21 protein-coding genes are annotated in these 25,993 nt (G+C 32.9%); 1 reads left to right on the forward strand and 20 read right to left on the reverse strand.

Annotated elements, in window-relative coordinates:
* Positions 1–34 precede the first annotated feature (34 nt).
* Positions 35–304, forward strand: a complete 270-nt coding sequence (locus NK987_RS01855) for a TIGR03643 family protein (protein WP_258423336.1) — start codon at positions 35–37, stop codon at positions 302–304.
* Between the two features lie 15 nt (positions 305–319).
* Here NK987_RS01855 and NK987_RS01860 read toward each other — a convergent pair whose 3' ends face one another.
* From NK987_RS01860 to NK987_RS01955, 20 genes are all read right to left on the reverse strand, one after another.
* Positions 320–2,047: a polysaccharide biosynthesis protein gene (locus NK987_RS01860; RefSeq protein WP_338021181.1), complete on the reverse strand. Its 1,728-nt coding sequence runs from the start codon at positions 2,045–2,047 to the stop codon at positions 320–322.
* 550 nt (positions 2,048–2,597) lie between these two features.
* Complete coding sequence (locus NK987_RS01865; RefSeq protein ID WP_259262489.1) at positions 2,598–3,203, reverse strand: sugar transferase; 606 nt, start codon at positions 3,201–3,203, stop codon at positions 2,598–2,600.
* A gap of 4 nt (positions 3,204–3,207) precedes the next feature.
* Entirely contained in the window at positions 3,208–4,341 is a 1,134-nt protein-coding gene (locus NK987_RS01870) for a DegT/DnrJ/EryC1/StrS family aminotransferase (RefSeq protein ID WP_259262490.1), read from the reverse strand.
* A 158-nt stretch (positions 4,342–4,499) separates the two neighbouring features.
* Positions 4,500–5,654, reverse strand: a complete 1,155-nt coding sequence (locus tag NK987_RS01875; protein ID WP_259262491.1) for a glycosyltransferase family 4 protein — start codon at positions 5,652–5,654, stop codon at positions 4,500–4,502.
* Positions 5,655–5,756: 102 nt separating this feature from the next.
* Entirely contained in the window at positions 5,757–6,635 is an 879-nt protein-coding gene (gene rfbA / locus NK987_RS01880) for a glucose-1-phosphate thymidylyltransferase RfbA (RefSeq protein ID WP_259262492.1), read from the reverse strand.
* A 32-nt stretch (positions 6,636–6,667) separates the two neighbouring features.
* Entirely contained in the window at positions 6,668–7,762 is a 1,095-nt protein-coding gene (gene wecB, locus NK987_RS01885) for a non-hydrolyzing UDP-N-acetylglucosamine 2-epimerase (protein ID WP_259262493.1), read from the reverse strand.
* Complete coding sequence (locus NK987_RS01890; RefSeq protein WP_259262494.1) at positions 7,763–9,460, reverse strand: capsule assembly Wzi family protein; 1,698 nt, start codon at positions 9,458–9,460, stop codon at positions 7,763–7,765.
* Positions 9,461–9,505: 45 nt separating this feature from the next.
* Positions 9,506–10,261 (reverse strand): WecB/TagA/CpsF family glycosyltransferase, encoded by a 756-nt coding sequence (locus NK987_RS01895; protein ID WP_258423328.1) that lies wholly within the window; start codon positions 10,259–10,261, stop codon positions 9,506–9,508.
* Positions 10,251–11,387, reverse strand: a complete 1,137-nt coding sequence (wecB, locus tag NK987_RS01900) for a non-hydrolyzing UDP-N-acetylglucosamine 2-epimerase (protein ID WP_258423327.1) — start codon at positions 11,385–11,387, stop codon at positions 10,251–10,253. The genes NK987_RS01895 and wecB (NK987_RS01900) overlap by 11 nt, the downstream gene beginning before the upstream one ends.
* A 40-nt stretch (positions 11,388–11,427) precedes the next feature.
* On the reverse strand, positions 11,428–12,549 hold the full coding sequence (locus NK987_RS01905) for a polysaccharide biosynthesis C-terminal domain-containing protein (RefSeq protein ID WP_258423326.1): 1,122 nt from the start codon (positions 12,547–12,549) through the stop codon (positions 11,428–11,430).
* Between the two features lie 7 nt (positions 12,550–12,556).
* Positions 12,557–13,600 (reverse strand): polysaccharide biosynthesis protein, encoded by a 1,044-nt coding sequence (locus tag NK987_RS01910; protein WP_258423325.1) that lies wholly within the window; start codon positions 13,598–13,600, stop codon positions 12,557–12,559.
* Positions 13,601–13,606: 6 nt separating this feature from the next.
* On the reverse strand, positions 13,607–14,155 hold the full coding sequence (locus tag NK987_RS01915) for an acyltransferase (RefSeq protein ID WP_258423324.1): 549 nt from the start codon (positions 14,153–14,155) through the stop codon (positions 13,607–13,609).
* A gap of 1 nt (position 14,156) precedes the next feature.
* A complete protein-coding gene (locus tag NK987_RS01920) occupies positions 14,157–15,104 on the reverse strand; it encodes a glycosyltransferase (protein ID WP_258423323.1) in 948 nt (315 codons plus the stop codon).
* Complete coding sequence (locus tag NK987_RS01925; protein ID WP_259262495.1) at positions 15,105–16,265, reverse strand: glycosyltransferase; 1,161 nt, start codon at positions 16,263–16,265, stop codon at positions 15,105–15,107.
* Positions 16,237–17,589 (reverse strand): O-antigen polymerase, encoded by a 1,353-nt coding sequence (locus NK987_RS01930; protein ID WP_259262496.1) that lies wholly within the window; start codon positions 17,587–17,589, stop codon positions 16,237–16,239. The genes NK987_RS01925 and NK987_RS01930 overlap by 29 nt, the downstream gene beginning before the upstream one ends.
* Entirely contained in the window at positions 17,565–19,001 is a 1,437-nt protein-coding gene (locus NK987_RS01935) for an oligosaccharide flippase family protein (protein ID WP_259262497.1), read from the reverse strand. The genes NK987_RS01930 and NK987_RS01935 overlap by 25 nt, the downstream gene beginning before the upstream one ends.
* A 118-nt stretch (positions 19,002–19,119) precedes the next feature.
* A complete protein-coding gene (locus NK987_RS01940) occupies positions 19,120–20,430 on the reverse strand; it encodes a nucleotide sugar dehydrogenase (RefSeq protein WP_259262498.1) in 1,311 nt (436 codons plus the stop codon).
* Positions 20,431–20,610: 180 nt separating this feature from the next.
* Positions 20,611–21,927 carry a UDP-glucose dehydrogenase family protein gene (locus NK987_RS01945; RefSeq protein ID WP_259262499.1) on the reverse strand — a complete coding sequence of 439 codons (1,317 nt, stop codon included), beginning with the start codon at positions 21,925–21,927 and terminating at the stop codon, positions 20,611–20,613.
* A 220-nt stretch (positions 21,928–22,147) separates the two neighbouring features.
* Positions 22,148–23,251, reverse strand: coding sequence for a Wzz/FepE/Etk N-terminal domain-containing protein (locus tag NK987_RS01950; RefSeq protein WP_259262500.1), 1,104 nt, complete (start codon positions 23,249–23,251; stop codon positions 22,148–22,150).
* Positions 23,252–23,287: 36 nt separating this feature from the next.
* Entirely contained in the window at positions 23,288–25,888 is a 2,601-nt protein-coding gene (locus tag NK987_RS01955) for an SLBB domain-containing protein (protein ID WP_259262501.1), read from the reverse strand.
* Positions 25,889–25,993 lie beyond the last annotated feature (105 nt).

The following is a 25,993-nucleotide window of genomic DNA, read 5'->3' on the forward strand; positions in this document are numbered from 1 at the left end:
GATTCTAGACTTTGTTTGGACCTTAAAGAATGTTATGGATTCAATTGATAAAGACCGAATAATCGAAATGGCTTGGGAGGATCGTACGCCTTTCGAAGCGATAAAAAATCAATTTGGAATTGCTGAAGAAGATGTAATCAAATTGATGAGAAAAGAATTGAAACTTTCATCCTTTAAGCTTTGGAGAACAAGAGTAAGTGGGCGAAAAACAAAACATCAAAAAAAGTTTGGGGTAGAATCAGAAAGATTCAAATGCAATCTTCAACGCCCAATAACGCATAATAAAATAAGTAAAAGAGGTTGATCTTTATCCTCCCTATCAATTCAACCTGTCTAAAACCTCAAATCTAGAAGAGTTGCTCTTGTATTCCGGTATCATTGATTTCAAATGAAATACAATTTCATTTTCTGAATTTTTACCGATGAGGGATTCAAACATTTCAATTTGACCTTCAATTTTGAAAAAATGTACGGGTGCAACTTGTGCGATTTTTATTTTTGGGTGATGGGTAAATTTAATCACCTCAGTATCATTCAATAGCTCTTCGAAAAGTTTTTCTCCTTCCCTCAAACCTGTAAAAATAATTTTGATATCTGAACCTTCTTTTTTGCCTGTTAGTCTGATCATATTGATAGCCAAATCAACGATTTTTATAGGCTCTCCCATATCAAAAACATATATCTCTCCACCATTTCCCATGCACCCGGCTTCAAGCACCAGCTGACAAGCCTCAGGAATAGTCATAAAATACCTCGTCACATCGGGATGTGTAACAGTGATTGGGCCACCTTTTTGAATTTGCTTTTTGAAAAGTGGGACGACAGATCCGTTTGAACCTAAGACATTTCCAAATCGAGTGGTAATAAATTTAGTATAATTGTTAACATGGTGGTTTTGTAAATACATATTCAGGGATTGAACATACATTTCCGCTGCTCTTTTTGTAGCGCCCATGACATTGGTAGGATTTACAGCCTTATCGGTACTTACCAAAACAAATTTTTCTACATGGTGCAAAACCGATAAGTCAGCTAAGATTTTTGTTCCAAGAATATTGCTTTTGATAGCCTGTTCAGGATAATTTTCAATCATTGGTACATGCTTGTAGGCTGCGGCATGAAATATAATTTCAGGGCTATACTTTCTAAACACCTCCTTCATGGTATTTAAATCCCTTATATCCGCTAAAACTGATATATGAGGAGTAACCATACCTGATTCTCTAAATTCAATGTCAAGGTCATATAAGGCTGATTCGGAAAAATCTAATAGGATTAACAATCTGGGATTATAATACATTATCTGTCGACAAAGCTCGCTTCCAATAGAGCCTGCTGCCCCGGTTACCAAAACAACCTTATTGACAAGTTCTTCCTTTATTTTTTGATTTTCCAATGAAATCTGATCTCTTCCAAGCAAATCCTCAATCCTGAGATCCCGGATAGCCTCAGTATTTAGACCTCTATTGATCCATTGATTTAGAGGAGGAACGATGGACACATGAATGTTGTATTTGTAACATTCATCAATTATTTCTTTTTTTCTATGAACGGATAAATCTTTGACAGCAATAATCAGCTCAGTTACATTTTGGGTTTCAACCAAATTCTTAAGATTAAAAAGCCCTTTGAAAATCCTTTTACCGCCGATTATTTTACCCTCTTTTTTGGGATCATCATCTAAAAAAGCGGCAATATGCAGGTTTGATTTATTGTCCCTTTTGATTACGTCAAGGGCTGTAATACCAGCCTCACTAGCTCCAAAAATAACCCCTACCCTAACCTCATTAGAAATAAATCCACTTTTGAGATAAATAAATAATTCCTTGACAAGGAAACGATACAAAATCAACAGAAAAAGTGCAGTGAGTGAAGCAATTATTAATATGGAATTAGGAATAACATAAGAGCTTGATATTATTTTTTCAAAACCAAAATTGACCGCAAGCACAATGAAAAAACCTATAATTACTGTTTTGAAAATATTGACACTATCTTTTAGTCCAGTATGTCTTACAATTCCTTTATAGCTTTTAGTGATAAGCATTACCCCAAATAATAACCCTGAAAAAACAAAACTCCCTGTTACCGCATTACTTTTCTCAACAAGTTCAAGGTCAAAATTGAACCTTACTAAATATGCGAAAAAGGTTGATTGAAATAGAATAACCAAATCCAGAGAAACTATAACCCATCTTGGGAGTATCCTTAAGTCTTTTAAAAAGTTCATTGGTTGGGGTAATTATAATGTATATTATTCAATTTTTACTCAATTAAGTAATAGAATACTGATGTCAAATATATCATTGAATTTTACATAAATATACTTTTCGCCAAGGTATTTTCAGCATTTTAAAAAATATACAATTTTCATTATACAGCTTTCATTTTTTGAAGTTTGAACTACTTTAAAACTAACTTAACCTTACTTTTAACATTAAAAAAATCAGGAAAAAAGAACATTTCATTAAAAATACGGCCTTCAATAATGCGTTTGTAAGGTTCTTGTTTTCTAAAAATAATTCTAAATATGATAGCCCTTAAAACATTTTTTTTAGATATTATTTAAAAGTTGATTGAAATCGACAACCAAAATTCTATCTGCTACCTTTAAACTTTGGCATAGTTGTATGTCCTTTTTGGTTTATCCCTTCAGGTCTAAAAAACTTCATTAAAGTCAAAATTAAAATCTCTATATCTAACTTTAAAGAAAGGTTATTTACATAGAAAACATCGAATTCAAATTTTTTCTCCCAAGAAATTGAATTCCTACCATTTACTTGTGCTAATCCTGTAATTCCTGGACGAACTAAGTGCCTTCGTGACTGCTCAGCGTTATACAGTGGTAAGTATTCTTCTAATAAAGGTCTGGGACCAATCAAACTCATATCTCCTACTAGGACATTCCATAACTGAGGAAGTTCATCAAGTGAGGATTTTCGAATAATTTTACCCAATCCTTTTAATCTTTCCTTATCAGAAAGTAATTCTCCATGGCTATTTACCGCAAATGCCATAGTCTTGAATTTAATCAGCCTGAATAACTTTCCATGTTTCCCAGGCCTCTTTTGGATAAAGAATGGATTTCCTTTATTGTGAATAGCCAAAAGCAACCCTACAATTACCATTATAGGAAAAAGGAGAATAATTAATAAACAGCTTAAAAATAAATCTATTGGTCTTTTGAAGAATACAGAATACATTAAATCACCTTTTTGAAAGAGTTTTAACAATTATTTCAACAATTCTTTCCTGATCTGTCATTGTAAGATTTTCACCGCTTGGAAGGCAAATTCCTTCTCCAAAAAGTTTTTCTGAGCTTCCGCCTCCATAAAATGGAACATCTTTGAATACAGGTTGAAGATGCAATGGATTCCAAAGGTAACGCGATTCAATATTTTCCTTTATTAGTGCAAGTCTGAGGTCCTCAATGGAAATTCCAGTCTCAAGTTTGTTTATCAAAAACGTCGAAAGCCACCTATTTGAATAGAATCCATCGGGCTCATGAATTGTAGAAATACCCGGAATATCAAGAAGCAACCTTTTGTAATTTTCAAATATATTTCTTCTAAAAGAAATCTTTCTATCCAAATTTTGAATCTGTGCAAGGCCAATGGCTGCAGCCATATTATTCATACGGTAATTATAACCAATTTCTTTATGCAAGTAATATTTATAATTTTCACGGGCTTGGACGGACAAATATTTGGCTTTTTCTATTGCATTTGAATCTGAGGAAACCAATGCACCTCCTGAACCGGTGGTGATAATCTTATTTCCATTAAAAGAATAGATCCCAAATTCCCCAAAAGTTCCGCTTGCTTTCCCATCTATAGCAGATCCCAAAGCTTCCGCAGCATCTTCCACAATAGGAATTCCATATTTTGCAGCAATTACATTGATTTCTTTAAATTTTGCAGGCATTCCAAAAAGGTCAACAACGACAATTGCCTTTGGCTTTTTGCCTTTTTTAATTCTTTCCAAGATTGATTCTTCCAATATTTCAGGACAAATATTCCAAGTAGTCGACTCACTGTCAACGAAAATTGGTTTGGCTCCCAAATATTGGATCGGACTTGCTGAAGCACAAAAAGTGAAAGATTGACATAAAACCTCATCACCTGGACCAATACCAAGTAACCGTAAAGCAAGATGGATGGCGGAGGTTCCGGAATTGGTAACTGCTACTTCAAAGCCTCCAATTCTTTTTTTTATTTCTTCTTCAAACTCATTGATGAATTTCCCTGCGGTTGAAATTTGATTTGATTCCAAAGCCTCAAGAGAAAAATTATTTTCATTTCCATTAAAAACCGGAGATGAAAGTGGGATAGATTTTAACATGTCAAAATAAAGTGAAACCAAAGACAAAACTATTGGAAAGTTTGGTTAATCAAAAAAACAAAAATGGACAATAAAATAAATAAAACTTTAACAGTTGAAAACAAAAAAAGCTCCGAAGATTTTGACTTCGGAGCTTTTCAATATATAACCATTAAATTTTAATTATCGCTGATTTTTACTTTTTCTAAAACATCACCCTGAATATTGGGTCTTTGGTGTGTTTTCCGTTTCAGTCTTTTAGAAAGTATAGGCGGAGTGTTTTTATTTATTTTTCGGACTCTTTTCAATGTCATGGAATCCATTTTTAACCCAAGGACCACTGCCAGTAAAATAACAATAGGCAACATAACATAGTCATTAAGGTTAGATCCCAAAAATATCAAGGCAAAAAAACCGATTTTAACAGCTACAAGAGTTAATGTAACTTGGTCATGCCTCATCCCCATCCTCAAAAGAAAATGATGCACGTGACTTTTATCAGGAGCCATCGGAGATTTCCCCTTTAATGTTCTTTTAATAAAAATCCTAGATGTATCATAAATAGGTATTATCAATAAAGCTATACCTGAAGCTATAGGAGCATTAAATTTCCATCCTTCATAGTTTGCCATTGTACCATTTTTATCTATAAATAGGATGGTCAAAACTGCTAAAGCAAACCCAAGACTTAAAGAACCTGTGTCCCCCATAAATATTTTGGCAGGATGCCAATTATATACCAGGAAAGATAGTACCGAGCCCACTAGAATAAATGAAAATACAGAATAACTAGTAAGATCTGCTTCCAAAAACCACCATCCAAGAAACATAAAAGTTACCAGACTTATAGAACCCGCCAAGCCATCTAAACCATCAATAAGATTGAAGGAATTTGTTAAAACTAGAATTGTAAAAAATGAGATACCATAACTTATCCAAAGAGGGATTTCATAAATTCCAAAAAATCCATAAAGACTTGTCAACCTAATATCAGCCATCACAACAACAAGGTATGCAGATATAAACTGACCAGCCAATTTTTGAAATGCACTCATATTGACCATGTCATCTCTAAGCCCTACAAAAAACATCAAGCCAAATGCAGCTAGCAAAAACCTGATTTCCATGATTAATTGGGAATCAAGCCAAGCCAAAACCGAGACAAAACTAGCTAATACAAAAGCTATACCTCCCATCGAGGGAATAAAACCATTATGGATCTTTCTACCCCCAGGGCTGTCGACAAGCTCCATTTTTTTTAAAAGAAGAATCACTATTGGAGTCAGTAAAAAACCAACCATAAACGCTGTACTAACTGCTAGGAAAATTATCATAAAAATTATTTTTTACAAATTTAACTATAAACAACTAATATTCAACTTTTTACTATTAAAACTGATGAATATTAATCAATTAATTACCAATAAAATACCAAATTAATTTAGGCCAGCCTTTCTCAGCAGATACTCACCGTATTCATTTTTCCTCAAATTTTGAGCCAACTTTTTCAATTTTTCTATTCCAATAAATCCCATATCATAAGCTATCTCTTCCAAACAGGCAACTTTAAGTCCTTGTCGCTTTTCAATGGTATGGATAAAATTAGAAGCTTCAAGCATTGATTCGTGGGTTCCTGTATCTAGCCAAGCAAATCCCCTACCCATAAGTTCAACCTTAAGTTCACCATTTTTCAAATATTTTTGGTTTACAGTAGTAATTTCCAACTCCCCTCTTTGGCTCGGTTTTATGTTTTTAGCAATTTCAATAACTGAATTTGGATAAAAATAAAGACCAACTACAGCATAATTACTTTTTGGAACATCGGGTTTTTCCTCAATACTTACAGCATCCCCTTTCTCAGTAAATTCAACAACACCATATCTTTGAGGGTCCTGGACATAATATCCAAAAACAGTTGCTTTGTTTTCTTTTTCAACTGTTACTACTGAGCTTTTGAGTAACTTGGTGAATCCATGACCATAAAAAATATTATCACCCAAAACCAGACAAACCGAATCATTTCCAATAAATCTCTCCCCAATGATGAAGGCTTGGGCCAAACCATCAGGTGAAGGTTGCTCTGCGTATGAAAGTTGTATTCCCAAATCCGATCCATCGCCAAACAATTTTTTAAAATTAGGAAGATCATGAGGCGTACTTATGATTAAAATCTCCCTTATCCCAGCCAACATCAGCACAGACATTGGATAGTAAATCATAGGCTTGTCATAGATCGCAAGCAGTTGTTTGGAAGTTCCCTTAGTAATGGGATAAAGCCGGGTTCCAGAACCTCCGGCAAGGATTATACCTTTCATAGATTTGAGTTCAAGTAATTGGAAATCATATATCAGCTGTAAATCTCAATAATTTTATTAACAATTCTTTGAGCTGATTTTCCATCCCATAGAGGTATTCCCTTATAAGTTTTCCATTCTCCCTTAAGTATTCTCCCTAATGGTTCTTTAAGGTTAGAAGGATCAGTACCAATTAACTCATTTGTGCCTAAAGTAACTGTTTCAGGTCGTTCTGTATTGTTTCTCATAGTGATACAGGGAATGTTCATCACAGAAGCCTCCTCTGTAATGCCGCCTGAATCAGTGATTACGCCTTTAGCATTTTTGACCAAGTAATTAAACTCTAGATAAGAAAGAGGTTCAACCATCCTTAGTCTTAGATGATTAATCCCTATTTTTTCGAGATTTTTTGCAGTCCTAGGATGAACCGGAAAAATTACAGGAAAATTACCTGTTCCATTCATAATAGCATCTATCAAGGCTTTAAGCTGTTGTTCTCCATCTACATTGGCAGGCCGGTGCATTGTTATCACAAAGTAACTCTTCTCAATAAGATCATCGAACATATTCCCTCTAGGACTTACAAACCTATCTTGATTGGAAAGTAATGTATCAATCATTGTATTCCCCACGAAATGAATCCTATTCTCAGCTACTCCAACTGACAACAGATGTTTGTTGGCTATCTCTGAAGTTGTAAAAAAATGGTCAGTAATACTATCTGTAACAATCCTATTGACTTCTTCTGGCATACTCATATCTCCGGACCGAATCCCGCCCTCCACATGCGCCACATCGATTACCAATTTCTTGGCCACAATAGAACAGGCTAAAGTTGAAGTTACATCTCCGACAACAATAACTAAATCGGGCCTTTTGGCTATCAATTCTTTCTCAAAAGCCACCATAATGGCTGCAGTTTGTTCGGCCTGACTTCCTCCTCCCGCCTCCAGATTGATATCAGGTTTAGGAATATTCAACTGTTCAAAAAAATCACCCGACATTTTCTTATCATAGTGTTGACCGGTATGAACTAGTCTAAAATTTATTGCTGTCCCTGTCTCCTTTTTGTCCTGGATGGCTTTTAGAATAGGCGCAATTTTCATAAAGTTAGGACGGGCTCCTGCAACTACAGTAATATTGATCATTTAATTTTGTTTATTAAAAAAATAAACCAAACTGATTTGGGAATGTAGAGATAACAAATTTTCTCCTTTTGGGAATTCAGGAGTACTTTTTTCATCTAGTTGCCATTGATAATTTTTTCCATTAATTACTTGAAGCCTTGAACTAAATAGTAGGTTTTCCCATCTTTTATCAAATAAAAACCCAATACTTAAATCTATCCATGGCTGATGTTCATTTTGTTGGCCAAATGCTCTGTAATAAAAATCCTGGTGGTTTTCTAATCTTTCAAAAATAACCCCGAGTTTATTGAAATTTTCAACAATGGCAAATTCTAAGGTCTGGATATTTGAACCTGTACCTATTCCGACCCCTAATGGCTGTCCATGGTTTACAAAACCGCGAACTTGATAGTGTGTATGCCAAGAAGCATCTCCTCCTAATCCAAGGTATCTTATGTATCTATTTACTGATTCTTGCTGATGCGTGATTTCACCGCGTAATTGTAAAAATTTATTATTCTTTCTGAGTGCTACTAACTTTTTAAATCCGATTAAATAAGCACGGGCATGTTCCGGATTTATTAAAAACTCCCTCCAATTGAAAGCATGGTCCCTCCTACCATATTCAAAATAAATCTCAAATTTAGCATTTACATTGTAAAACCTCCCAAATATAGTTGCCTGTTGATCTCTTGCTTCGTCATCAATTTGGGTAGGGTTGGAGCTGTTAATAAATTTTTCCTTTTGAAATACCTGAAAGATGGGAAAAAAATCATCAAATGTGTTTCCTCTATTTTTGTTAAATTGCTGAAATGTTCTTGAAATTCCAAAGAATAAACCAGGAATCCATTTAGGATTATACGAAACTGTTATACCATTCAAATACCTCCAGTCACCGGTAAATTGATCAAAATATTGGTCATTTAAACTTTGGTTTTGAGAAGGTCCTAATCCTGAGTTTTTGAGTTTACCAACCACAACCTGTCCTTCGAAATTTCCCAAAAATGTTTTCGCGGGTTTAGTGGTATTAAGGGAGAAATGAGGGAATGATTTGGCATTATTAGAAAAAGTCAAGGAATTCCATTGACCAGGTCCCCACCAAATATTTCTGGAAGAAATCCCCAATTCAAATGCACCATGATTAATTGTAAAGTTTGATTGTCCTAACCAAATCTCAAAAAACTCGTTTTTCCCAAATCTTTCAGGGCTATCATCATAATTCCAATAATGAAACCTATCTACTAATATAGGTTGTTCGAAATCATCTGAAAAACCTTTATATGCCCGGTTTTGTGCTATTACAATTTCTGGCTGAAATTGAAAATTCAAAAATTTCCATTTGACAAAAATCCCACCACTTATGTATTGTTGTAAACCAACATTGGGAATCATTCCAAAATCACTCCTACCATAAGGTCTATCTGAATTAAAAGTAGTTATACTTTGAAATGGAAGAATAAAATTTTCAACTCCGTTTTTCGAATTTTCGAAACTTACCAAATTGCTGGAAGAATCAATTTGATCGAGTAAAATTGGTCGGAGTAAGAAAGATGATTTGGTATTATCTGAAATTATTTGATTTCTTCTGATGAATTCCTCAACCATAGGTGTACCTGCCGGAATAAACTGACCGAAGGCACTTTGAAAAGAAAATTGAAGCGTGATTAAAGAAATAATCTTTAAATAATATAAATACTTCTTAGAAAATATATTTTTCAAATCAATTTTTTATAGATCAATCGGATGATTAATTGGCATTTTTCATTACGAATTTCTTTTTCTTTCAGTTTCCCTTGAATCCCATATAAATTTGAAAAAATAAAGGAACATATCTAAGTACCTTTCAAAAAGCCTGAAGGGTTCTTGAACAAACCTATATAACCATTCGATTTTAAGGTCTTTAACCCATATAGGGGCCTGTTTCTTTTTCCCCGCAATAATATCAAACACGCCTCCAACCCCAAGAGACGCTTTAAAAAGAAATTTATCTTTATTTTTATACATAAAAACCTCTTTTTTGGGGCTTGGCATTCCAAGAAGAATGATATCTGGAGAACAATTTTTTATGTTTTCAATTATTTGATGATCATCTTCTGCAGAAAAAAAACCATTATGTGATCCAACAATATTTAAATCTTTGAACGAATTTTTTAAATTGTCAATAATTATTGGAAGCTCTTCCTCCTTGGACCCTAAAAGAAATATGCTGAATTTTTGTTTAACACAAATCTCCATAAGGCCTTCAAAGATACTTGGAGTATCGAGCCTGACAGGGACCTTGTATCCTAAATATTGCAATGCGAATTTTAAAAGAATGCCATCTACATTAGCAATAGTAGATTGTTTTAAGGCATCCAATATTTCAGGGTTCTTTTTAACCAAGCTTAAGCTATATGGATTTACTCCATTAAGAATAATTCTATTTTCAGATGAAAGACAATTTTCTAAATAAGCCAAATAATCTTTTTGATCTGTTAAAAGAAAATTAATCCCCCAAATTTTTTGAATTTCATTTTTCACCCCAAACGACCCTCTTGATATAATCAACATAAGAAATTATGATCCTTACCATTTTTTCAGAAACATTTGGCATACTGTAGTCAGCAACTTTTCTAAAATTCCTTTCCTCTCCTACTTTTTGCTTTTCAAGTTGAACAATTCCCTGAATTATTCTTTCTGTGTTCATTCCGACCATCATCACAGATGCTTCTTCCATAGCTTCGGGTCTTTCATGGGCATCCCGAATATTCAAAGCACGAAAATTCAAAATAGAAGACTCCTCTGAAATCGTACCGCTGTCGGATAATACTGCAAAAGAGTTCTTTTGCAAAGCATTGTAATCAATAAAACCAAGAGGCTTTAACAACTGAATCAGGGGATGAATCTCGACACCTTTTGATTCTATCATTTTTCTTGTCCTTGGATGTGTGCTTACAATTATCGGATATTGATATTTCTCAGCCAAAAAATTCAAACTATCAATCAATCCTTTGAAGTTCTTTTCGCTATTAATGTTTTCCTCACGATGAGAGGATATCACAAAGAATTCTCCTTTTTGCAAGCCCAACCTTGATATGACATCGGAATTGTTTATTCTGTTTAAATGAAAATTCAAAACCTCATACATTGGAGAACCTGTTTTGATAATCCTGTCCGCGGATAAGCCTTCACGAAGGAGATATTCTCTTGCAATATCACTATATGTAAGATTGATATCGGATATATGGTCCACTATTTTTCTGTTAGTTTCTTCAGGTACCCTTTGGTCAAAACACCTATTTCCTGCCTCCATGTGAAAAATGGGAATATGCCTTTTTTTAGCCGGAATGGCACAAAGACAACTGTTTGTATCCCCTAAGACTAAAAATGCATCCGGTTCCAATTTTTCCAATAAAGGATCAATTTTAATCAAAATCTGCCCAACTGTTTCTGTGGCTGTGGTACCAGCTGCATCTAAAAAATAATCCGGTTTTCTGATTTGAAGATCATCAAAAAATATTTGATTCAGTTCATAATCATAATTCTGACCCGTATGAACTAATATGTGCTCTATAGCATCTGATTCATCGAGTGCAGTCAGAACCCTCGAAAGCCGAATAATTTCCGGCCGGGTACCCACCACTGTCATTACTCTGATCTTTTTCATTTATTATTTTTAAAGATATAAATAGGGTAATTAATCAATTTTAAACGGTAACAAAATAAGTATCAGGATTTTTTTCATCATAATGTTCGTTGATCCAAAAAATGGTATACAATTCTTCTTCGCCTATGTTTTTGATATTATGAGTAAACCAAATCGGCATATCAACATATGCGGGTTCATTCCCATCTAAAAAAAACTCCATAACTTCATCTTTATCGATTTTCCTAAGTTGAATTAGAGCCTTACCCTTAATTACTGCAAACCTTTCTATTTTTCTGGTGTGAAAATGGTTGCCTCTAGTAATTCCTGGGAAAGTAGTTGAAAATGATACTTGGCCTCCAATTCCTAACCTAATAACCTCAACGAAAGCGCCTCTCGGATCAGCATGTTTTATAAATTTACGGGGAAAATAGTTTTCAATATCCATATAACATCGGTAAGTATTGAAAAGATTATGTTCAAAAGAATTATTCATTTTGGGTATCATTCCTGAATCTTGGTATACCGATTTATACATTTTGAGTAATTCCAAAATCTCTGAAACCTTTGCTTCTGATGTATGATTAACTGTAAATAATGAATCATTCTTTTTAAGCCGAATAGCCTTTATGATTTCGGACACTAATTCATCGACATAAATAAGCTTTAAATCACCATCAATTTCAATCTTTGGCATTTCATTGCGACTAACTTGATGGCAAAATGTCGCGATTACAGAATTATAAAATGGATTTCCAAAAGGCCCAAAAACATTGGGAATTACAAGTCCAGTAAAAATAGAACCGGATCCCATTGCCCAATTTGCAAATAAATTTCTTCCTTCTTTTTTCGACTTTCCATACAAATTATCCCTCTCTTCTTGGGTAGAGGAGGAAATTAAGACATGAGGTTTACAGCCTGTCCTTTCAAAAGAGGAAATGAGCTTTTTGACTAAAGCGACATTGGTAGAATAGATAACCTCAGGTTCATTATGCCTGTTTAGTGCTGCCAAATGGACGATCACATCGCATTGGCCAACAAATAAATCAAGTTTTTCATTTTCACTAAACCACTCTCTGTCAAATTCAATTCTTTCAAACTCCTCTGGAAAAAGTCCTAGAGTGTTATATAAATGTGCACCTACAAAACCGTTTTGACCGGTTATCCCTATTTTCAAAGACATGTTTGTATTAATCCGGGTATTGTTCAACGTTAACTTCTCCCAAAATATCTTTTCTGATTATTGGAAGTTTTAAAAGCAATTTTTTCGTACCCTCTATATCAAGTCTATGGGTATTATGAGAATGATATTCTTCAAAATTTGAAACATTTGGTTCTCCTTCTGAAAAGAATTGTGCATAATTAAGATCCCGAGTATCAGCCGGAATTCGAAAATAATCTCCCATATCTTGGGCTTTTACCATATCTTCTCTGTTAACCAAAGTTTCAAACAACTTTTCTCCGTGACGGGTACCAATTGTTTTGATTTCATTTTTTGAATCATATAATTCCAACAATGCTTTAGCGAGTACCTCAATTGTGGCAGCAGGAGCCTTCTGAATAAATAAATCTCCTTGATTACTGTTATCAAATGCAAAAAGAACTAAATCTACGGCATCTTCTAAAGTCATCATGAAACGTGTCATATTTGGATCAGTAATCGTAAGTGGCTGACCCTTTTTTATTTGATCAATAAATAATGGTATGACCGAACCTCTTGAAGCCATTACATTGCCATATCGGGTTCCACAAAAAATTGTTTTATCATCTTCTAATCCTCTTGATTTAGCCACCATCACTTTTTCCATCAAAGCCTTGGACATTCCCATAGCATTTATTGGATACGCGGCTTTGTCGGTACTTAATACAACCACTCTTTTTACTTCAAATTTTTCCGCAGCTGAGAGAAGGTTATCAGTTCCAAGTATGTTAGTTTTAACAGCTTCAAGGGGAAAAAACTCACATGAAGGCACCTGTTTCAATGCAGCAGCATGAAAAATATAATCAACACCTTTTACAGCAGTTTCAACACTTGAACTATTTCTAACATCTCCTATGTAAAATTTAACTTTGGAATTGTTGATCTTTTTTCTAAGGTCATCTTGTTTTTTTTCATCTCTACTGAAAATCCTTATTTCATCAAACATTTCAGTATTAACAAACCTGTTTAACACTGCATTTCCAAATGAACCCGTTCCTCCGGTAATGAGCAATTTACTTCCTTTTATTATCATTGTGATTTAATTAAATAAAATTTCTAAATCTTTAATTGAATAATTTGAATTAGTTTTCAACAAATGCAATTCTAATTCTTCTTTTCTAAATCTTGGCCTAATTTTTTTGCAGGGTATACCCACCGAAATAGAATATGGAGGAATATTTTTGTTAACTAAACTACATGCCCCAATAATTGAACCTTCCCCTATGGTAACTCCTTTCAAAATTGTGACATTCCCCCCAATCCAGACATCTTTTTCAATAATTACTTGCCCATTTATTTTTTCATTTCTATAGAAAAACATTGGTACACCAACTTTGCTATAAACATGGTCATCTGATTCGATTAAAAGATTAGGACCAATCATTACATTATCCATGATTTTAACCCCTCCATTTGAATTGATTTTAAAATCTCTTCCAATATAAATATTGCTACCAAGATCTACTTTTGAAGGATTATTTATTAATCCACCCTTTGATAATATTATTTGATTCCCTTTTTTTTTAAAATTGAGATAATAATTCAAGTAGTAAATCCTTCTTAATATTTCAGTGATTTTATTTTTCATATTATTTCAAAAACTTCTTTTTAATTTCTCTAAAAAGAATTGGGTAGTTTTTCAGCTTACGAAGCATTTTAATTCTAAATAAAAATTTATGCTTTTTGGTAAAGTAATAATTAACGTTTTTTATCGTTTGATCGTATTTACTTATATTTTTTGGTAATTTAAATTCCCGATTTCCAGCCGTATCAAATTTCGAAATAATGGTTAAAACCCCATCACAGTGAGTACTCTCAACACCATATCCTATATTATCAATTTTTGAAAGGTAAGGATATACTGCTAGCCTATTATTTTTAAAATGGTCATATGCCCAATAAATATACCATGAGTCAATTTTGCCCGCCAAAGCACTCTTTAACATTACAGACATATCATGACCGCATTTTAGATCAAAATCAATTAAAGTTTGCTGATTTATTTCATGGTTAATTTTTTGTTTTAAAAAAATTTCAGGTGACCAACTTGATCTCCAAGTAGCCCACCCCCAGGAAAAAGTCCTGTAGTGGAGATAAACATCACTTTCTAATGTATCGCTAGCTTTAATAAATGGAGAATATCCATTTATTGATTGGATATCATTTCTATGTTCAAATGCAGTCAAAGCCTCATTCATGAAAATTAAAAAATTTGGAGAGGTCAATAGATCATCTTCCAAAACTATAACACTTTCATTTAATTCAAGGATTGAGGAAACTCCATTGATAATTGACTTCGCAAGACCTTTATTTTCGTTGGATATATTAATTACAACTTTTTTAAATCCTACTACTTCCTTTATATAATTTCTAACCTCCTCGACTTGCTGTATATCTTTCTCATTTTTGGGTCCATCTGAAAAAATATATAATTCAGATTCTTTAGCAAGATGGTTTTTTTCAAGAGCCTGAATTGTCAATTTTGTCTCTAGGAGTCGCTTATAGACAAATAAGCAAATAGGTGAAGGATTACTCATTCAGTTTAATATTAAATCTATAAATTCGAGCCTTTGATTAGAAAAAGCATATTTATTTTTCAATAATCTGATTGCATTTTCGGAGATCATTCTTCTCTCTCCCACTTTTGAATTTAAAATTTTTTCAAAATCTTTTTTGAATTCTTCTTCATCATTGGAAGAAATTACAAATCCTGTATTATGTTTTTCAATGAATTTGAAAACTGATGAATATTTTGGCGCATGGAAAAGAATAGGAATTCCTGTATTCAAATAGGTAAAGACCTTGGATGGGAATGAAGTAGATGAAAGAATCTTTTTATTTTCCTCAAAGGACATTGGAACATATACTAAATCCATTTTCTGCAATTCATTTACTAAATCTTCATTTTTCATCAAACCCCTATTTTCGATTTCGAAAGAAAAATTATCTTCTAATGATTTAGGAAAATTATTGGAAAAAACATGAAGTTTTAAGTTTCGCCCTGTTTTATTGAGATTATTTAAATTCAATAGAAGAGTGTTAAAATTTTTTGGACTCCAGACATTTCCGGCAAATCCGATATTGGAAATATTATTATTGAGGATCGGAGACGGAACTTCAGTTTCATCTGCAAAGCATACAATTTTGTAGCGGTTCGAAAAGTTGTATTTCGTAAACAAATAATCTTTCAAAGCTTCAGAAGCAAAATCAATAGTAGTTGCGTTTTTCAACAACCAAATGTAATCGTCCTCTAATATTTTCGCTTCCCATTTAGGTAAATGTCCGTAAATATCATCTTGAACGGAAATATGCAACTTTACTTTTGTCCTTTTAAAAACTGCACTACTAAAAGGTATAGCTTGAGTTGATACATATACCCAAATTAAATCAAAAGTTGAGAAATCCTTAAGATTCAGATTTTCCCCTTTTCTTTTCAAATATCCATACCTAATTTTAAACCAAAATTTTCCTATCCAAGGAATTCTCCTACCTATTTTGTCAAAAGAGCCTGATTTTACAATAGGTAAAAAATTAACAAAATTCGCATTTTTTATATTTAGGCCTTGAACTTTTGACTTATCAATGCTTATCCAAGAAAAATCTAAGAAATCTAATGAACCAATCAATTTCCTAAATAAAACGGATCCTCCCGTCTCTGCAGGGAAAGAGTTAGGCGTCAAGAATAATACTTTTTTCATTTTTATTTTTTGAAAAGAAGTAAATGATCAGAAACAACAAATAAAAGCTGATCAACGGCGTGAATAGTAAATTGGATTGAGCAAAACTAAAGTAAAAGGGAAGAATGAGTAAGTAGCTGTACATTGCAATAGAAGAAACCGAATTATTGCCATATAACTGTTTAATTGCAACGTTTGAAATAATAAAAAGAAGAATACTTCCTATGATGACACCTAAATATCCATTCCAATAAAACAATTCCAATACACCTCCAATTCTAATCCCTTTAACTTCCACATCAATACTATTGGCCATAATAACACTTGAAGTCATTTCAAAAACAATATTATAATCTAAACCTAATAAGGAAATAAGAGGTTTTGGAAACAAAGGGAAAAATACCGTTTCCAAATAATGATTTGAAATTAATTCCTTGCTTGCCTCGGACAACGCTTTTGTGGACCAAACCCCGTCTCTAAATTCTCCACCAAACTTTGTAAAAATTACAAAATATTCATTTGCCAATTCTGTTTGATTTGATTCAGTTACAGTACTTGCCCTCAATAGAGGCACAATGAAATAAATTAAACCAACAAATATCCCACCATATAAAATGAGTTTGGGATTTAACTTTTTTTCTAACCTTTTCAATAAAATAATATGAATAAAAAATAAACATATCATTGTAGTCATTAAAAGAAATCTTGAACCTGTCAAAGTCAGCACCAAACTAGAAATGAAAATATTCCAAATCAGCCATTTTAAGCTTAATTCATTTTTTTGAAATCTTAAATAAGTCAAAATTAAAAATATCGGATAGATATAAATGAGTCTATTAATAAATGGGACTCTGAGTGCAATATTTTGAGAAAAATCACTGTAATTCTCCTCTATCCCTAGACTTATATTGGGTAGGAAAAAAACCAAATGTAGCCCAATTAAAATTTTTGTAAAAAAAATTGCCTTTTTTAATGAGAAATCCCAATCCAATTCAAATTTGCTTTTTTCAAAAAGAGATTCTTGATTTTTTACAAATAGAAACCCCAAAATTGAAAATGTAAAAATGAATAGAGAATACATATTATTTACCATTACAATATCACCATCAATTATCCATATTGTAGAAAAAATATTATAGGTGAGATTTCCCCATAGAAGCCATAAGTAAAAATAAATCATGATGATTAAAAAAAGGCTATTTGTTTTTGTGACCAGATTAAAAAACACGGAGGAAATTATAAAAAAAAGAAAAAATCCGGAAAACGCATCAAAACCAAACCATATATAATTCAGAGCAAATAAAAATGTAACAACTATTACTAATATTTTTTTTGTTCCAACCATAATTTTCTTAAATCTTTATAATTAGTTATTGAATAAATAACTATGATTATAATTGCGCCAATCTGAAGGAAATAAAAAGTTTGCTCAAAATTGATAAAATTATAGATTAAAATTGAAGTTGAAATACATATGAAAAGCCAAATCAAGTCAAGTATTATTTGTCTTTCAAATTGGATTTCTGTTCTGAATAGAAAACAAAGATAGATTGAGGTAACTAAATTAGATAAAATGTAAGCATAGGCTATCCCTTCTAATGAGTATTTTAAGTGCAAAAAATATCCTAATGTTATAAAAACAAAAAAACTTGCAAAATTTAATTTCATTATCGAGTTGGTTTTTTTCCACATTTCATAAGGCTTTATCAAAATAAGAATCAAGCCATTAAGTACCGCCGAAAAAACTCCAAAAAGTATCAATATCCCTCCAGACCTGAACTCAATTCCAATTAATATTTCGATAATTGTCTCCTGAAAAATAATGAAGGTTAAAAGAATAATTAATGAGGAAAAGGTGAATAGCCTAAAAAAAAGCTTTAAGTATTTAAAAAAATTGGATTGACTTATATGAAATTTTTCAACCATAATTGGCTGCATATATAATAAAAATGGAGTTGTTAATAATCCAATAACATTTAAACCCATAATAAAATTGGCATTGAAGATTCCAATTGCAGCTTCACCTTCATTAATTTTTATCCAAAAATTAATTAACAACGGCTTAAGAAAAGTTATGAGGCTATAGCCGATTAAAGGGAGGCCATATTTCATATAGAGTTTTACCTTTTTAAACCCAAATATGGTAAAATGTAAACCAATTGATATAGCCTCCTTATGAAGGAAAATTAGGATACAGATAAATTCCCCTAGTATAAATGAGCCAACTAGACCTAGGTGGTCAAATTCAAAAAAATAAACCAAAAAAAAACCAAAAATCCATCTAAAATTACTGGCTATGATTGTTGCCAATTTATAATCATTAACTAATTTTTTTGCTTGGTAAAAAGATAGAATTATTTTATAAATCGAATCCACTATTAATCCTAAATAAATTAAAACCAACAGTTTTACTTCAATTTCAAATAGTTGGTTAAAATTCAACAATAACATTATTAAAAACAGAATTGTGATGAATACAATTAAAAAGTTCGAATATAGGATTATTAACGTAGTATCATTTCTCAATTTCCTACCTGGGTTATACCTTAATATTCCTTGTTGAAATCCAAAAGCTGTAATTATTGATAAAAAGTTGATTATGGCGATTAGATAAAAATACAAACCAAGATCTTTGGCTGACATGATCCTTGTAAATACTATAATTGCTAACAGATTAATTACCGCATTGTAACCGATAGCAAATTGGTATAAAAATAAATCTTTATACTTATTAAAAATTTTGGAAAATAATTTCATCTAAAAATTAAAAAATAATATAAAATTTTGTCTTTTGAAAGATTTAAATTTTTTTGAATAAATAATTCAGAAAAATTTAATCTAATCCTACTTTTTGAAGATAATCTGATTTTTAAAGTCACAATCTCGCATCAACTTTTGATCTACTAAATATACCTTTTACATCAAAGACAACTAGGTTTTCAGATTTTTGAATTTCAAGCTTAAGGAATTCTTTGTGGGCTACTGCTAAAATTATTGCCGAATATTCTGATAGGTTTGGTTTGTCTTCTTGGTTAAAAATATTGATTCCATATTCATGCATTACTTCTTTTGAATCAGCCCATGGGTCATACACGTCAACTTCCATATCAAATGATTTCAACTCATTATAAATATCAATCACCCTTGTATTTCTCACATCAGGACAATCTTCTTTAAATGTGAAACCAAGAATCAATACTTTTGAATCAATGACTTTGAGATTTTTCCTCATCATCAATTTGATCACTTCAGTTGCGACATATTTTCCCATAGAATCGTTTAATCTCCTCCCTGCTAAGATAATCTCAGGATGATAACCTACTTCCTGAGCTTTTTGGGCAAGATAAAAAGGATCAACTCCGATGCAATGCCCTCCAACTAATCCCGGTTTAAAAGGAAGAAAATTCCATTTTGTTCCTGCGGCTGCCAAAACTTCATGGGTATCTATTTCCAATAAATTAAATATCTTGGAAAGTTCATTTACGAATGCAATATTGATATCTCTTTGAGAATTTTCAATAACTTTTGCAGCCTCCGCCACTTTTATTGAAGAAGCCTTGTGCGTTCCCGCAACAATTACAGATCTGTACAATTTATCCACATAGTCAGCGATTTCGGGAGTACTACCGGAAGTAACCTTTAAAATCTTTGTAACTGTATGTTGCTTATCCCCCGGATTAATCCTCTCTGGAGAATAGCCTGCAAAGAAATCAACATTAAACTTCAATCCTGAAATTTTTTCTAAAACCGGAACACATTCATCTTCAGTTACACCTGGATATACTGTGGATTCATAGATAACTATATCTCCTTTTTTTAAAATTTTTCCGATCATTCCCGATGCTTTGAGCATTGGGGTCAATACGGGCCTATTATGTTTATCCGTAGGTGTTGGTACGGTGACAATGAAAATATTACAAGTGGTAATATTAATAATTTCATCAGTCACCAAAAGTCCTCTTTTATCAGATTGAAGTTGATCGACTGATTCAACAAGAACGTTGGCTAATTCATTATCTTCTATTTCTAATGTCCTATCATGACCATTTTGGAGTTCAAGAACTCTTTTTGAATCAATATCATAACCTATGGTTTGGAGTTTCTCTGCAAATGCAACAGCTAAAGGTAGCCCAACATATCCCAACCCAACAATTGCTATTTTGGATTCTGAAATCGGTTTTAACATTTTCTAATTTTCAGAATGAATAAATATTTTAATTAAAAAAATTACATTTAAATAAGAATCGGCGGGATTCCTTCAAAAAAAATTGAAATAAATAATTTGAATTGTGGTTTCCAAAATAAGTATTAACGAAAAAATAAATGCGTTTCTAGATTTTAACATCTTGAAACGCATTTTAATAAATTAAATCCCAATCCCGTAAAGGGTAAATCCAAGTTCAGAGAGGTATTCTCTATCATAGATGTTTCTACCGTCAAAGACCACTTTGTTATGGAGCAATTTACCCACAGCAGACCAGCTTGGAATCCTAAATTCAGACCATTCTGTCACCAATAATAATGCATCAGCATCTACCAATGCATCGTAAGAATCTTTTGCATAGGTAATTTTATCTCCAATGTAAATATGCTGAGCTTCCTTCATGGCGATTGGGTCATAGGCTTTTACCTTTGCACCAGCAGCTATTAGCTCATCAATTATAACAATAGAAGGTGATTCCCTCATATCATCTGTATTAGGTTTGAAACTCAAACCCCATATTGCAAATGTTTTTCCACTGAGGTCATCTCCAAAATGCTTTTTGACCTTTTTTACCAAAACATGTTTTTGGTCATCGTTTACATCTTCAACTGCTTGAAGGACACGAAGATCATACCCATATTTTTTTCCGGTTTTTACGATAGCTTTTACATCTTTTGGAAAACAAGAACCACCGTAACCTACACCAGGATAAATAAATCTAGTTCCAATTCGAGGATCAGACCCAATTCCCTTTCGGACCATATTGGCATTGGCACCTACTAACTCGCATAGGTTTGCAATGTCATTCATAAAGGAGATTTTGGTTGCCAACATCGCATTTGCTGCGTATTTGGTCATCTCAGCGGAAGGAATATCCATGTAAATGATTCTATCTCCGTTCAATTGAAAAGGCTTATACAATCTTTTCATTATTTCCTCAGCCCTTTCATCTTCAACTCCGATTACAATTCTATCAGGTTTCATGAAATCATCAACGGCTGCTCCTTCTTTAAGAAACTCAGGATTTGAAGCTACTGCGAAAGGAATATCAACTCCTCTTGCATCCAAAGCTCCTTTTATAGCAGCTCTGACTTTTTCGCCTGTCGTCACAGGAACGGTACTTTTTGTAGCTACAACAATATAATCGGTCATGGTTCGACCGATTTCATCTGCAACTGCCAACACATATTTCAAATCAGCTGAACCATCTTCTCCCGGAGGTGTTCCGACTGCAATAAATGCTACTTGAGAACCTTGAATAGCTTCTCCGAGATTGGTTGAAAATTGAAGTCTTCCACTTGCAAAGTTTCTTTTTACAATTTCTTCTAAACCAGGTTCGTAAATCGGCATAATACCGTTTTTCAAATTGTCGATCTTCTTCTGATCAATGTCTACGCAGACTACTTCAATGCCTACTTCGGAAAAACATGCTCCGGATACTAATCCTACGTACCCTGTACCTACTACTGTAATTTTCATTTTTTAAAAATTTTATGTTTAATAAATTATTGAATTATACTTTTTACCATTTTGGGTTTATTGACAGATAATTCTACCGAGATAGATTTTTTTTTTTACAAATAAAATGATTTAAAATACAAAAAAAAATATTTGAAAAACTTTTTTTTGTATTTTAAATTTTATTTTCGGTGTATCTCTTCATTTAATCTTAATTATGAGGTTTTGTTTAAAATAGAATCTACCTGTTCCACATTTCTTTTATCGTTGAAAAATATTGGTTGCCAAATACATAACCGATTGAAAGTAAAAATCCTACAAACGCAAAACCAACCAAAATAAGAGGTCTTTTGGGGGCTGATTTTTCAATAGGAACAGTTACTGGCTGAATTATAGAAAAAATCGGAGTGTCTTTGCTAACTTGAAGTTTTGCTTGCTCCAGCTGTTTTGCTAATTCATTATAAACGTTAAATGCAAAATTATATTCAGCTTCAAGTTTTTGTAATTGATTAATTACAATTGCAGAAGAAAGGTTCTGATTTCTATCTCTAAAATTGGCTAATCTATTTTCAATCAATTCAAACTCTGTTTTCTTTTCTTGAAATCTTTCCTCCGTAAACTTTAATTGTTCCCTTGCGTTTTGGATTTTGAATTCAATCACCTCTTTTTGAAGCAATTCTTCAGCAAATTTTGCCATTTGCGCAGCGATCCTTGGTTCAGGCATCGAAAAAGACAGAGAAACAAATCCCTCTTTTTCATTAAATTGGATAGCAACTTGATTTTCTAGTCTTTTGAAATGTTCAAATTCATTTTCAGAAATATTTATTAATCCAAATTTATTCAATTCAATATTTTGGTTATTTGTTCTTTTAAGTGCTTTAATTAATAACCCCGGCAAACCAATTGAATATTTACCCATTACGGTCAAAATGCTTGGACGATACACACTATCGAAATAATATCGGTAAGTAATTGGTTTGTCACTTCCATAAGGCTGAATCTTGGCTTCTATCAATGATTTCCTAAATGGAACTGAAGTTACAATTTTAGGATATAAAGTCGGCGGGATCTCATTACCTCCTCCCATTCCGCTTAAATTTATCCCTGCTAAAGAAGCTAATCCTCCAAGACTCCCTCCAACTTTGTTTGGCTCAGACGTTTGAGGGACAAACGTGGATCCTGCTGTATACTCGTTTTTTAAAACAAGAGACACAATCAAACCAAGCACTGTGAAAATCATCGTAATGGAAAAAATTATCTTTCTACTTGTCCATGCGGTTTTAGCTAGTTCAAGGAGGTCTATTTCATCTGATTGAATTGTTGAGTTTAATTTAGGTTCTTCCATTAAACTATTTGTATAGAATTTTTATAGGACTTTTAATTACTGACTTAAATTATTCCACAACAATACCAAGGTTGTCAATGTTGTTGAAATAGCTAACCAAGCTTGTAAAGGCATTGCTTCCTTTTCCTTTTTTGTTGGAATAATTATTTCAGAACCAGGTTCTACCTTTGGATAAAATTTAAAAAACAAAAAGTTAGATGTTCTTCTTACGTCACCATTGGCATATACAACATAAGATTTCTTTTTCCTGGATTTTTCTGTAAAACCTCCCGCTCTTGATATATATGATTTAAATCCACCCTTCTCTCTATACCGGGCAGTTGTTGGAAACAGAACTTCACCCCTCATTCTGACGGTCTGCAATTGTTTTGGAATGCTCAAAATATCCCCCTCTTGTAAAATCAAATCAAATTCACTTCCGGGTTTGTCAATGATCTCCGAGAGGTTAATCCCTATCATATCTTGAGTCTTTACAATACTAAAATCCAGAGTGTCATTTTCCGAAACTAATTCTTCAATGGTTTCTTTCCTAAATTCATCAATCAACAATCCTCCTTGTTTATTGGATATACCACCGCCTTTTTCTTCAATTTTTTGATCAATTCTATTTAATAAAATTTTCTCAGCCTCAGTAGTATCTCTTTTGATTCGTTGAAGATTACTTTTTACACCTATCAGATTTGTTGATTTAATTTCATTCTCGCTTGGTCCTTCAAAAAATTCATTTCGTCTTATCAGCGTAGCACCTTTTGGATAGGCAAATTGATTTAATCCTCCTGCTCTTTTCAATAAATCAGAAATTCTTTCATTAGCGTAGACAATAGCATATTCACCGGGGAAATAAACTTCTCCTTCTACACTAACAAATCGGCTTCTTTGAAATCCAGAACTTCTTCGGACGATAACGTGGTCAAAAGGTGTCAAAGTAAAATTTGAATCATCACCCAAAATCTTTAATTCCTTATCTATATCAATATGAATGATTTCAGCCAACTTACCAGAAACATCATCCTTAACCCTTCTCGCTATTTCAATTTGGGAGGACGTTGCAGATTCTTTTAAACCACCTGCTCTAAAAACCAAGTCAGAAACACTCATATTTTCTGCAAATGCAAACGATCCTGGATTATTTACCTCACCACTGATAATTACATAAAATTCTTCTCTAAGGTCATAAATACTTGGAATGTACAATACATCTTCTCTTTTCAAAGTGATATCTTCTTCGTTACCATTTACAATTTCACTAATATTTACAGTTACCATTTCCAAAGAAAAATCATTCCTAGTCCTGTAAAGAGCCGCCCTATTCATAAATGCATCTTCTCTCAATCCTCCCGCTCTTTTGATCAGATCGTTGATTCCCATCCCTTCTTCCAAAGCAAATGTACCGGGCCTTAGAAGTGCTCCAGATATTTGAATCCTATTTTCATACCTATCCAACAGCTCTCCAAAAACAAAGGTATCCCCACTTTTGGGAATGAAATTTCCGAAATTCTGATTGTCAATATTCTCAACTTTAAATTCTTTTTCAGTTGTTCTAAAAACCGTTGCTATATTTTGATAAGCTGTGTTGGAAAAACCTCCTGCAAATTTTATTAGGTCTTTAAGATTTTCATCACTTTTCATTTCAAATAATCCTGGCCTTTTTACAGGCCCTGTGATTTCTACTCTTTTTTCAAATGGAGGAATCATAATCACATCATTATCCTCAAGTCTTACATTTTCAGACTGATTTCCATTTACCAAGAAATCATAAATATCCATTTCAGCAACCATCTTACTGTTTCGATATACTCGGATATTTCTAAAAGAGCCCTCCTTATTTATCCCTCCTGAAGCATAAATTGCGTTAAATACACTTGCAAAAGATGAAAGAGTATAATTTCCTGGTTTAAAAACCTCGCCTACTATTGAAACTTGAATTGATCTGATGTTTCCAACTCTAAGCTGCATAAAGGTATTTGCTGATGGACCACCTAACCCTGAATAAATATTTGATAAAGTGTTCGCCAACCTCGCTGTAGCTGCTTCCACAGTCAAACCTGCAACATTAATGGGGCCAACATTAGGAATAAAAATCAATCCTTCATTGTTAACTTTCAGATCATATTCAAATTGAGAAGCTCCATATATGTCAACCAAAATCTGATCACCTGATCCCAAAATGTAATTTTGAGGAGTCGGAATGTTCAAGTTTGGGGTAAAAGTAAGGTTGTTGTTTCTAAACAATGAAAAACCGAAAATTTTCTTCTCGTTTTCTGTCAGCACCACTTCTTTCTCTTGAAAAAATTCTTCATTTTGAACCCATTTTCTTTCAGTCGTATTTTGAGAAGGATCGCCTGATACTACACTTCCTTTATTTCTGATCTGATTGATCCTTTGCCTTAACTTAGCTACCTCGGTAGCCGGCATTCCTCGCTCCCTCGCCATTGCTTCAAGCTGTTGTTCCGTCATCCCCGAGGATTCAGCTCTTTTGATAAGTTGCTCTAATTGGGCATCTGAAAGATTATCAACTTTGACGTTTTGTATATCAGAAATCGATTGGCCATACAGAGTTGCCACAGTTACCACAAACAAAAGCGCGGTAAAAAACAACTTTACAACCGAGATTTGATTTATTATTTTTTTGCTCATTTTTTAAATATTAGCCACTGTGGGAAATAACAAAGGATTTTTTATCCCTGTACTAAAATGATAATCGAATTTTTAACATGCACATTCCGAAAATTAAACCAAAGT

The organism is Aquiflexum gelatinilyticum (assembly GCF_024813435.1).
GTDB lineage: Bacteria > Bacteroidota > Bacteroidia > Cytophagales > Cyclobacteriaceae > Cognataquiflexum > Cognataquiflexum gelatinilyticum.

What these genes read in the sequence shown, in the direction of transcription:
- NK987_RS01925 (WP_259262495.1), bottom strand. Translation starts at nt 16,265, where the DNA reads ATGAAAAAAGTATTATTCTTGACGCCTAACTCTTTCCCTGCAGAGACG.
- NK987_RS01930 (WP_259262496.1), bottom strand. Translation starts at nt 17,589, where the DNA reads ATGGTTGGAACAAAAAAAATATTAGTAATAGTTGTTACATTTTTATTT.
- wecB (WP_259262493.1), bottom strand. Translation starts at nt 7,762, where the DNA reads ATGATCAATATTACTGTAGTTGCAGGAGCCCGTCCTAACTTTATGAAA.
- NK987_RS01875 (WP_259262491.1), bottom strand. Translation starts at nt 5,654, where the DNA reads ATGATAATTTTCCTAGCAGTTAGTACAGCGTTTATGGTTGGTTTTTTA.
- NK987_RS01860 (WP_338021181.1), bottom strand. Translation starts at nt 2,047, where the DNA reads ATGCTTATCACTAAAAGCTATAAAGGAATTGTAAGACATACTGGACTA.
- rfbA (WP_259262492.1), bottom strand. Translation starts at nt 6,635, where the DNA reads ATGAAAGGTATAATCCTTGCCGGAGGTTCTGGAACCCGGCTTTATCCC.
- NK987_RS01910 (WP_258423325.1), bottom strand. Translation starts at nt 13,600, where the DNA reads ATGATAATAAAAGGAAGTAAATTGCTCATTACCGGAGGAACGGGTTCA.
- wecB (WP_258423327.1), bottom strand. Translation starts at nt 11,387, where the DNA reads ATGAAAAAGATCAGAGTAATGACAGTGGTGGGTACCCGGCCGGAAATT.
- NK987_RS01950 (WP_259262500.1), bottom strand. Translation starts at nt 23,251, where the DNA reads ATGGAAGAACCTAAATTAAACTCAACAATTCAATCAGATGAAATAGAC.
- NK987_RS01905 (WP_258423326.1), bottom strand. Translation starts at nt 12,549, where the DNA reads ATGTCTTTGAAAATAGGGATAACCGGTCAAAACGGTTTTGTAGGTGCA.
- NK987_RS01935 (WP_259262497.1), bottom strand. Translation starts at nt 19,001, where the DNA reads ATGAAATTATTTTCCAAAATTTTTAATAAGTATAAAGATTTATTTTTA.
- NK987_RS01865 (WP_259262489.1), bottom strand. Translation starts at nt 3,203, where the DNA reads ATGTATTCTGTATTCTTCAAAAGACCAATAGATTTATTTTTAAGCTGT.
- NK987_RS01870 (WP_259262490.1), bottom strand. Translation starts at nt 4,341, where the DNA reads ATGTTAAAATCTATCCCACTTTCATCTCCGGTTTTTAATGGAAATGAA.
- NK987_RS01855 (WP_258423336.1), top strand. Translation starts at nt 35, where the DNA reads ATGGATTCAATTGATAAAGACCGAATAATCGAAATGGCTTGGGAGGAT.
- NK987_RS01955 (WP_259262501.1), bottom strand. Translation starts at nt 25,888, where the DNA reads ATGAGCAAAAAAATAATAAATCAAATCTCGGTTGTAAAGTTGTTTTTT.
- NK987_RS01920 (WP_258423323.1), bottom strand. Translation starts at nt 15,104, where the DNA reads ATGAGTAATCCTTCACCTATTTGCTTATTTGTCTATAAGCGACTCCTA.
- NK987_RS01945 (WP_259262499.1), bottom strand. Translation starts at nt 21,927, where the DNA reads ATGAAAATTACAGTAGTAGGTACAGGGTACGTAGGATTAGTATCCGGA.
- NK987_RS01915 (WP_258423324.1), bottom strand. Translation starts at nt 14,155, where the DNA reads ATGAAAAATAAAATCACTGAAATATTAAGAAGGATTTACTACTTGAAT.
- NK987_RS01940 (WP_259262498.1), bottom strand. Translation starts at nt 20,430, where the DNA reads ATGTTAAAACCGATTTCAGAATCCAAAATAGCAATTGTTGGGTTGGGA.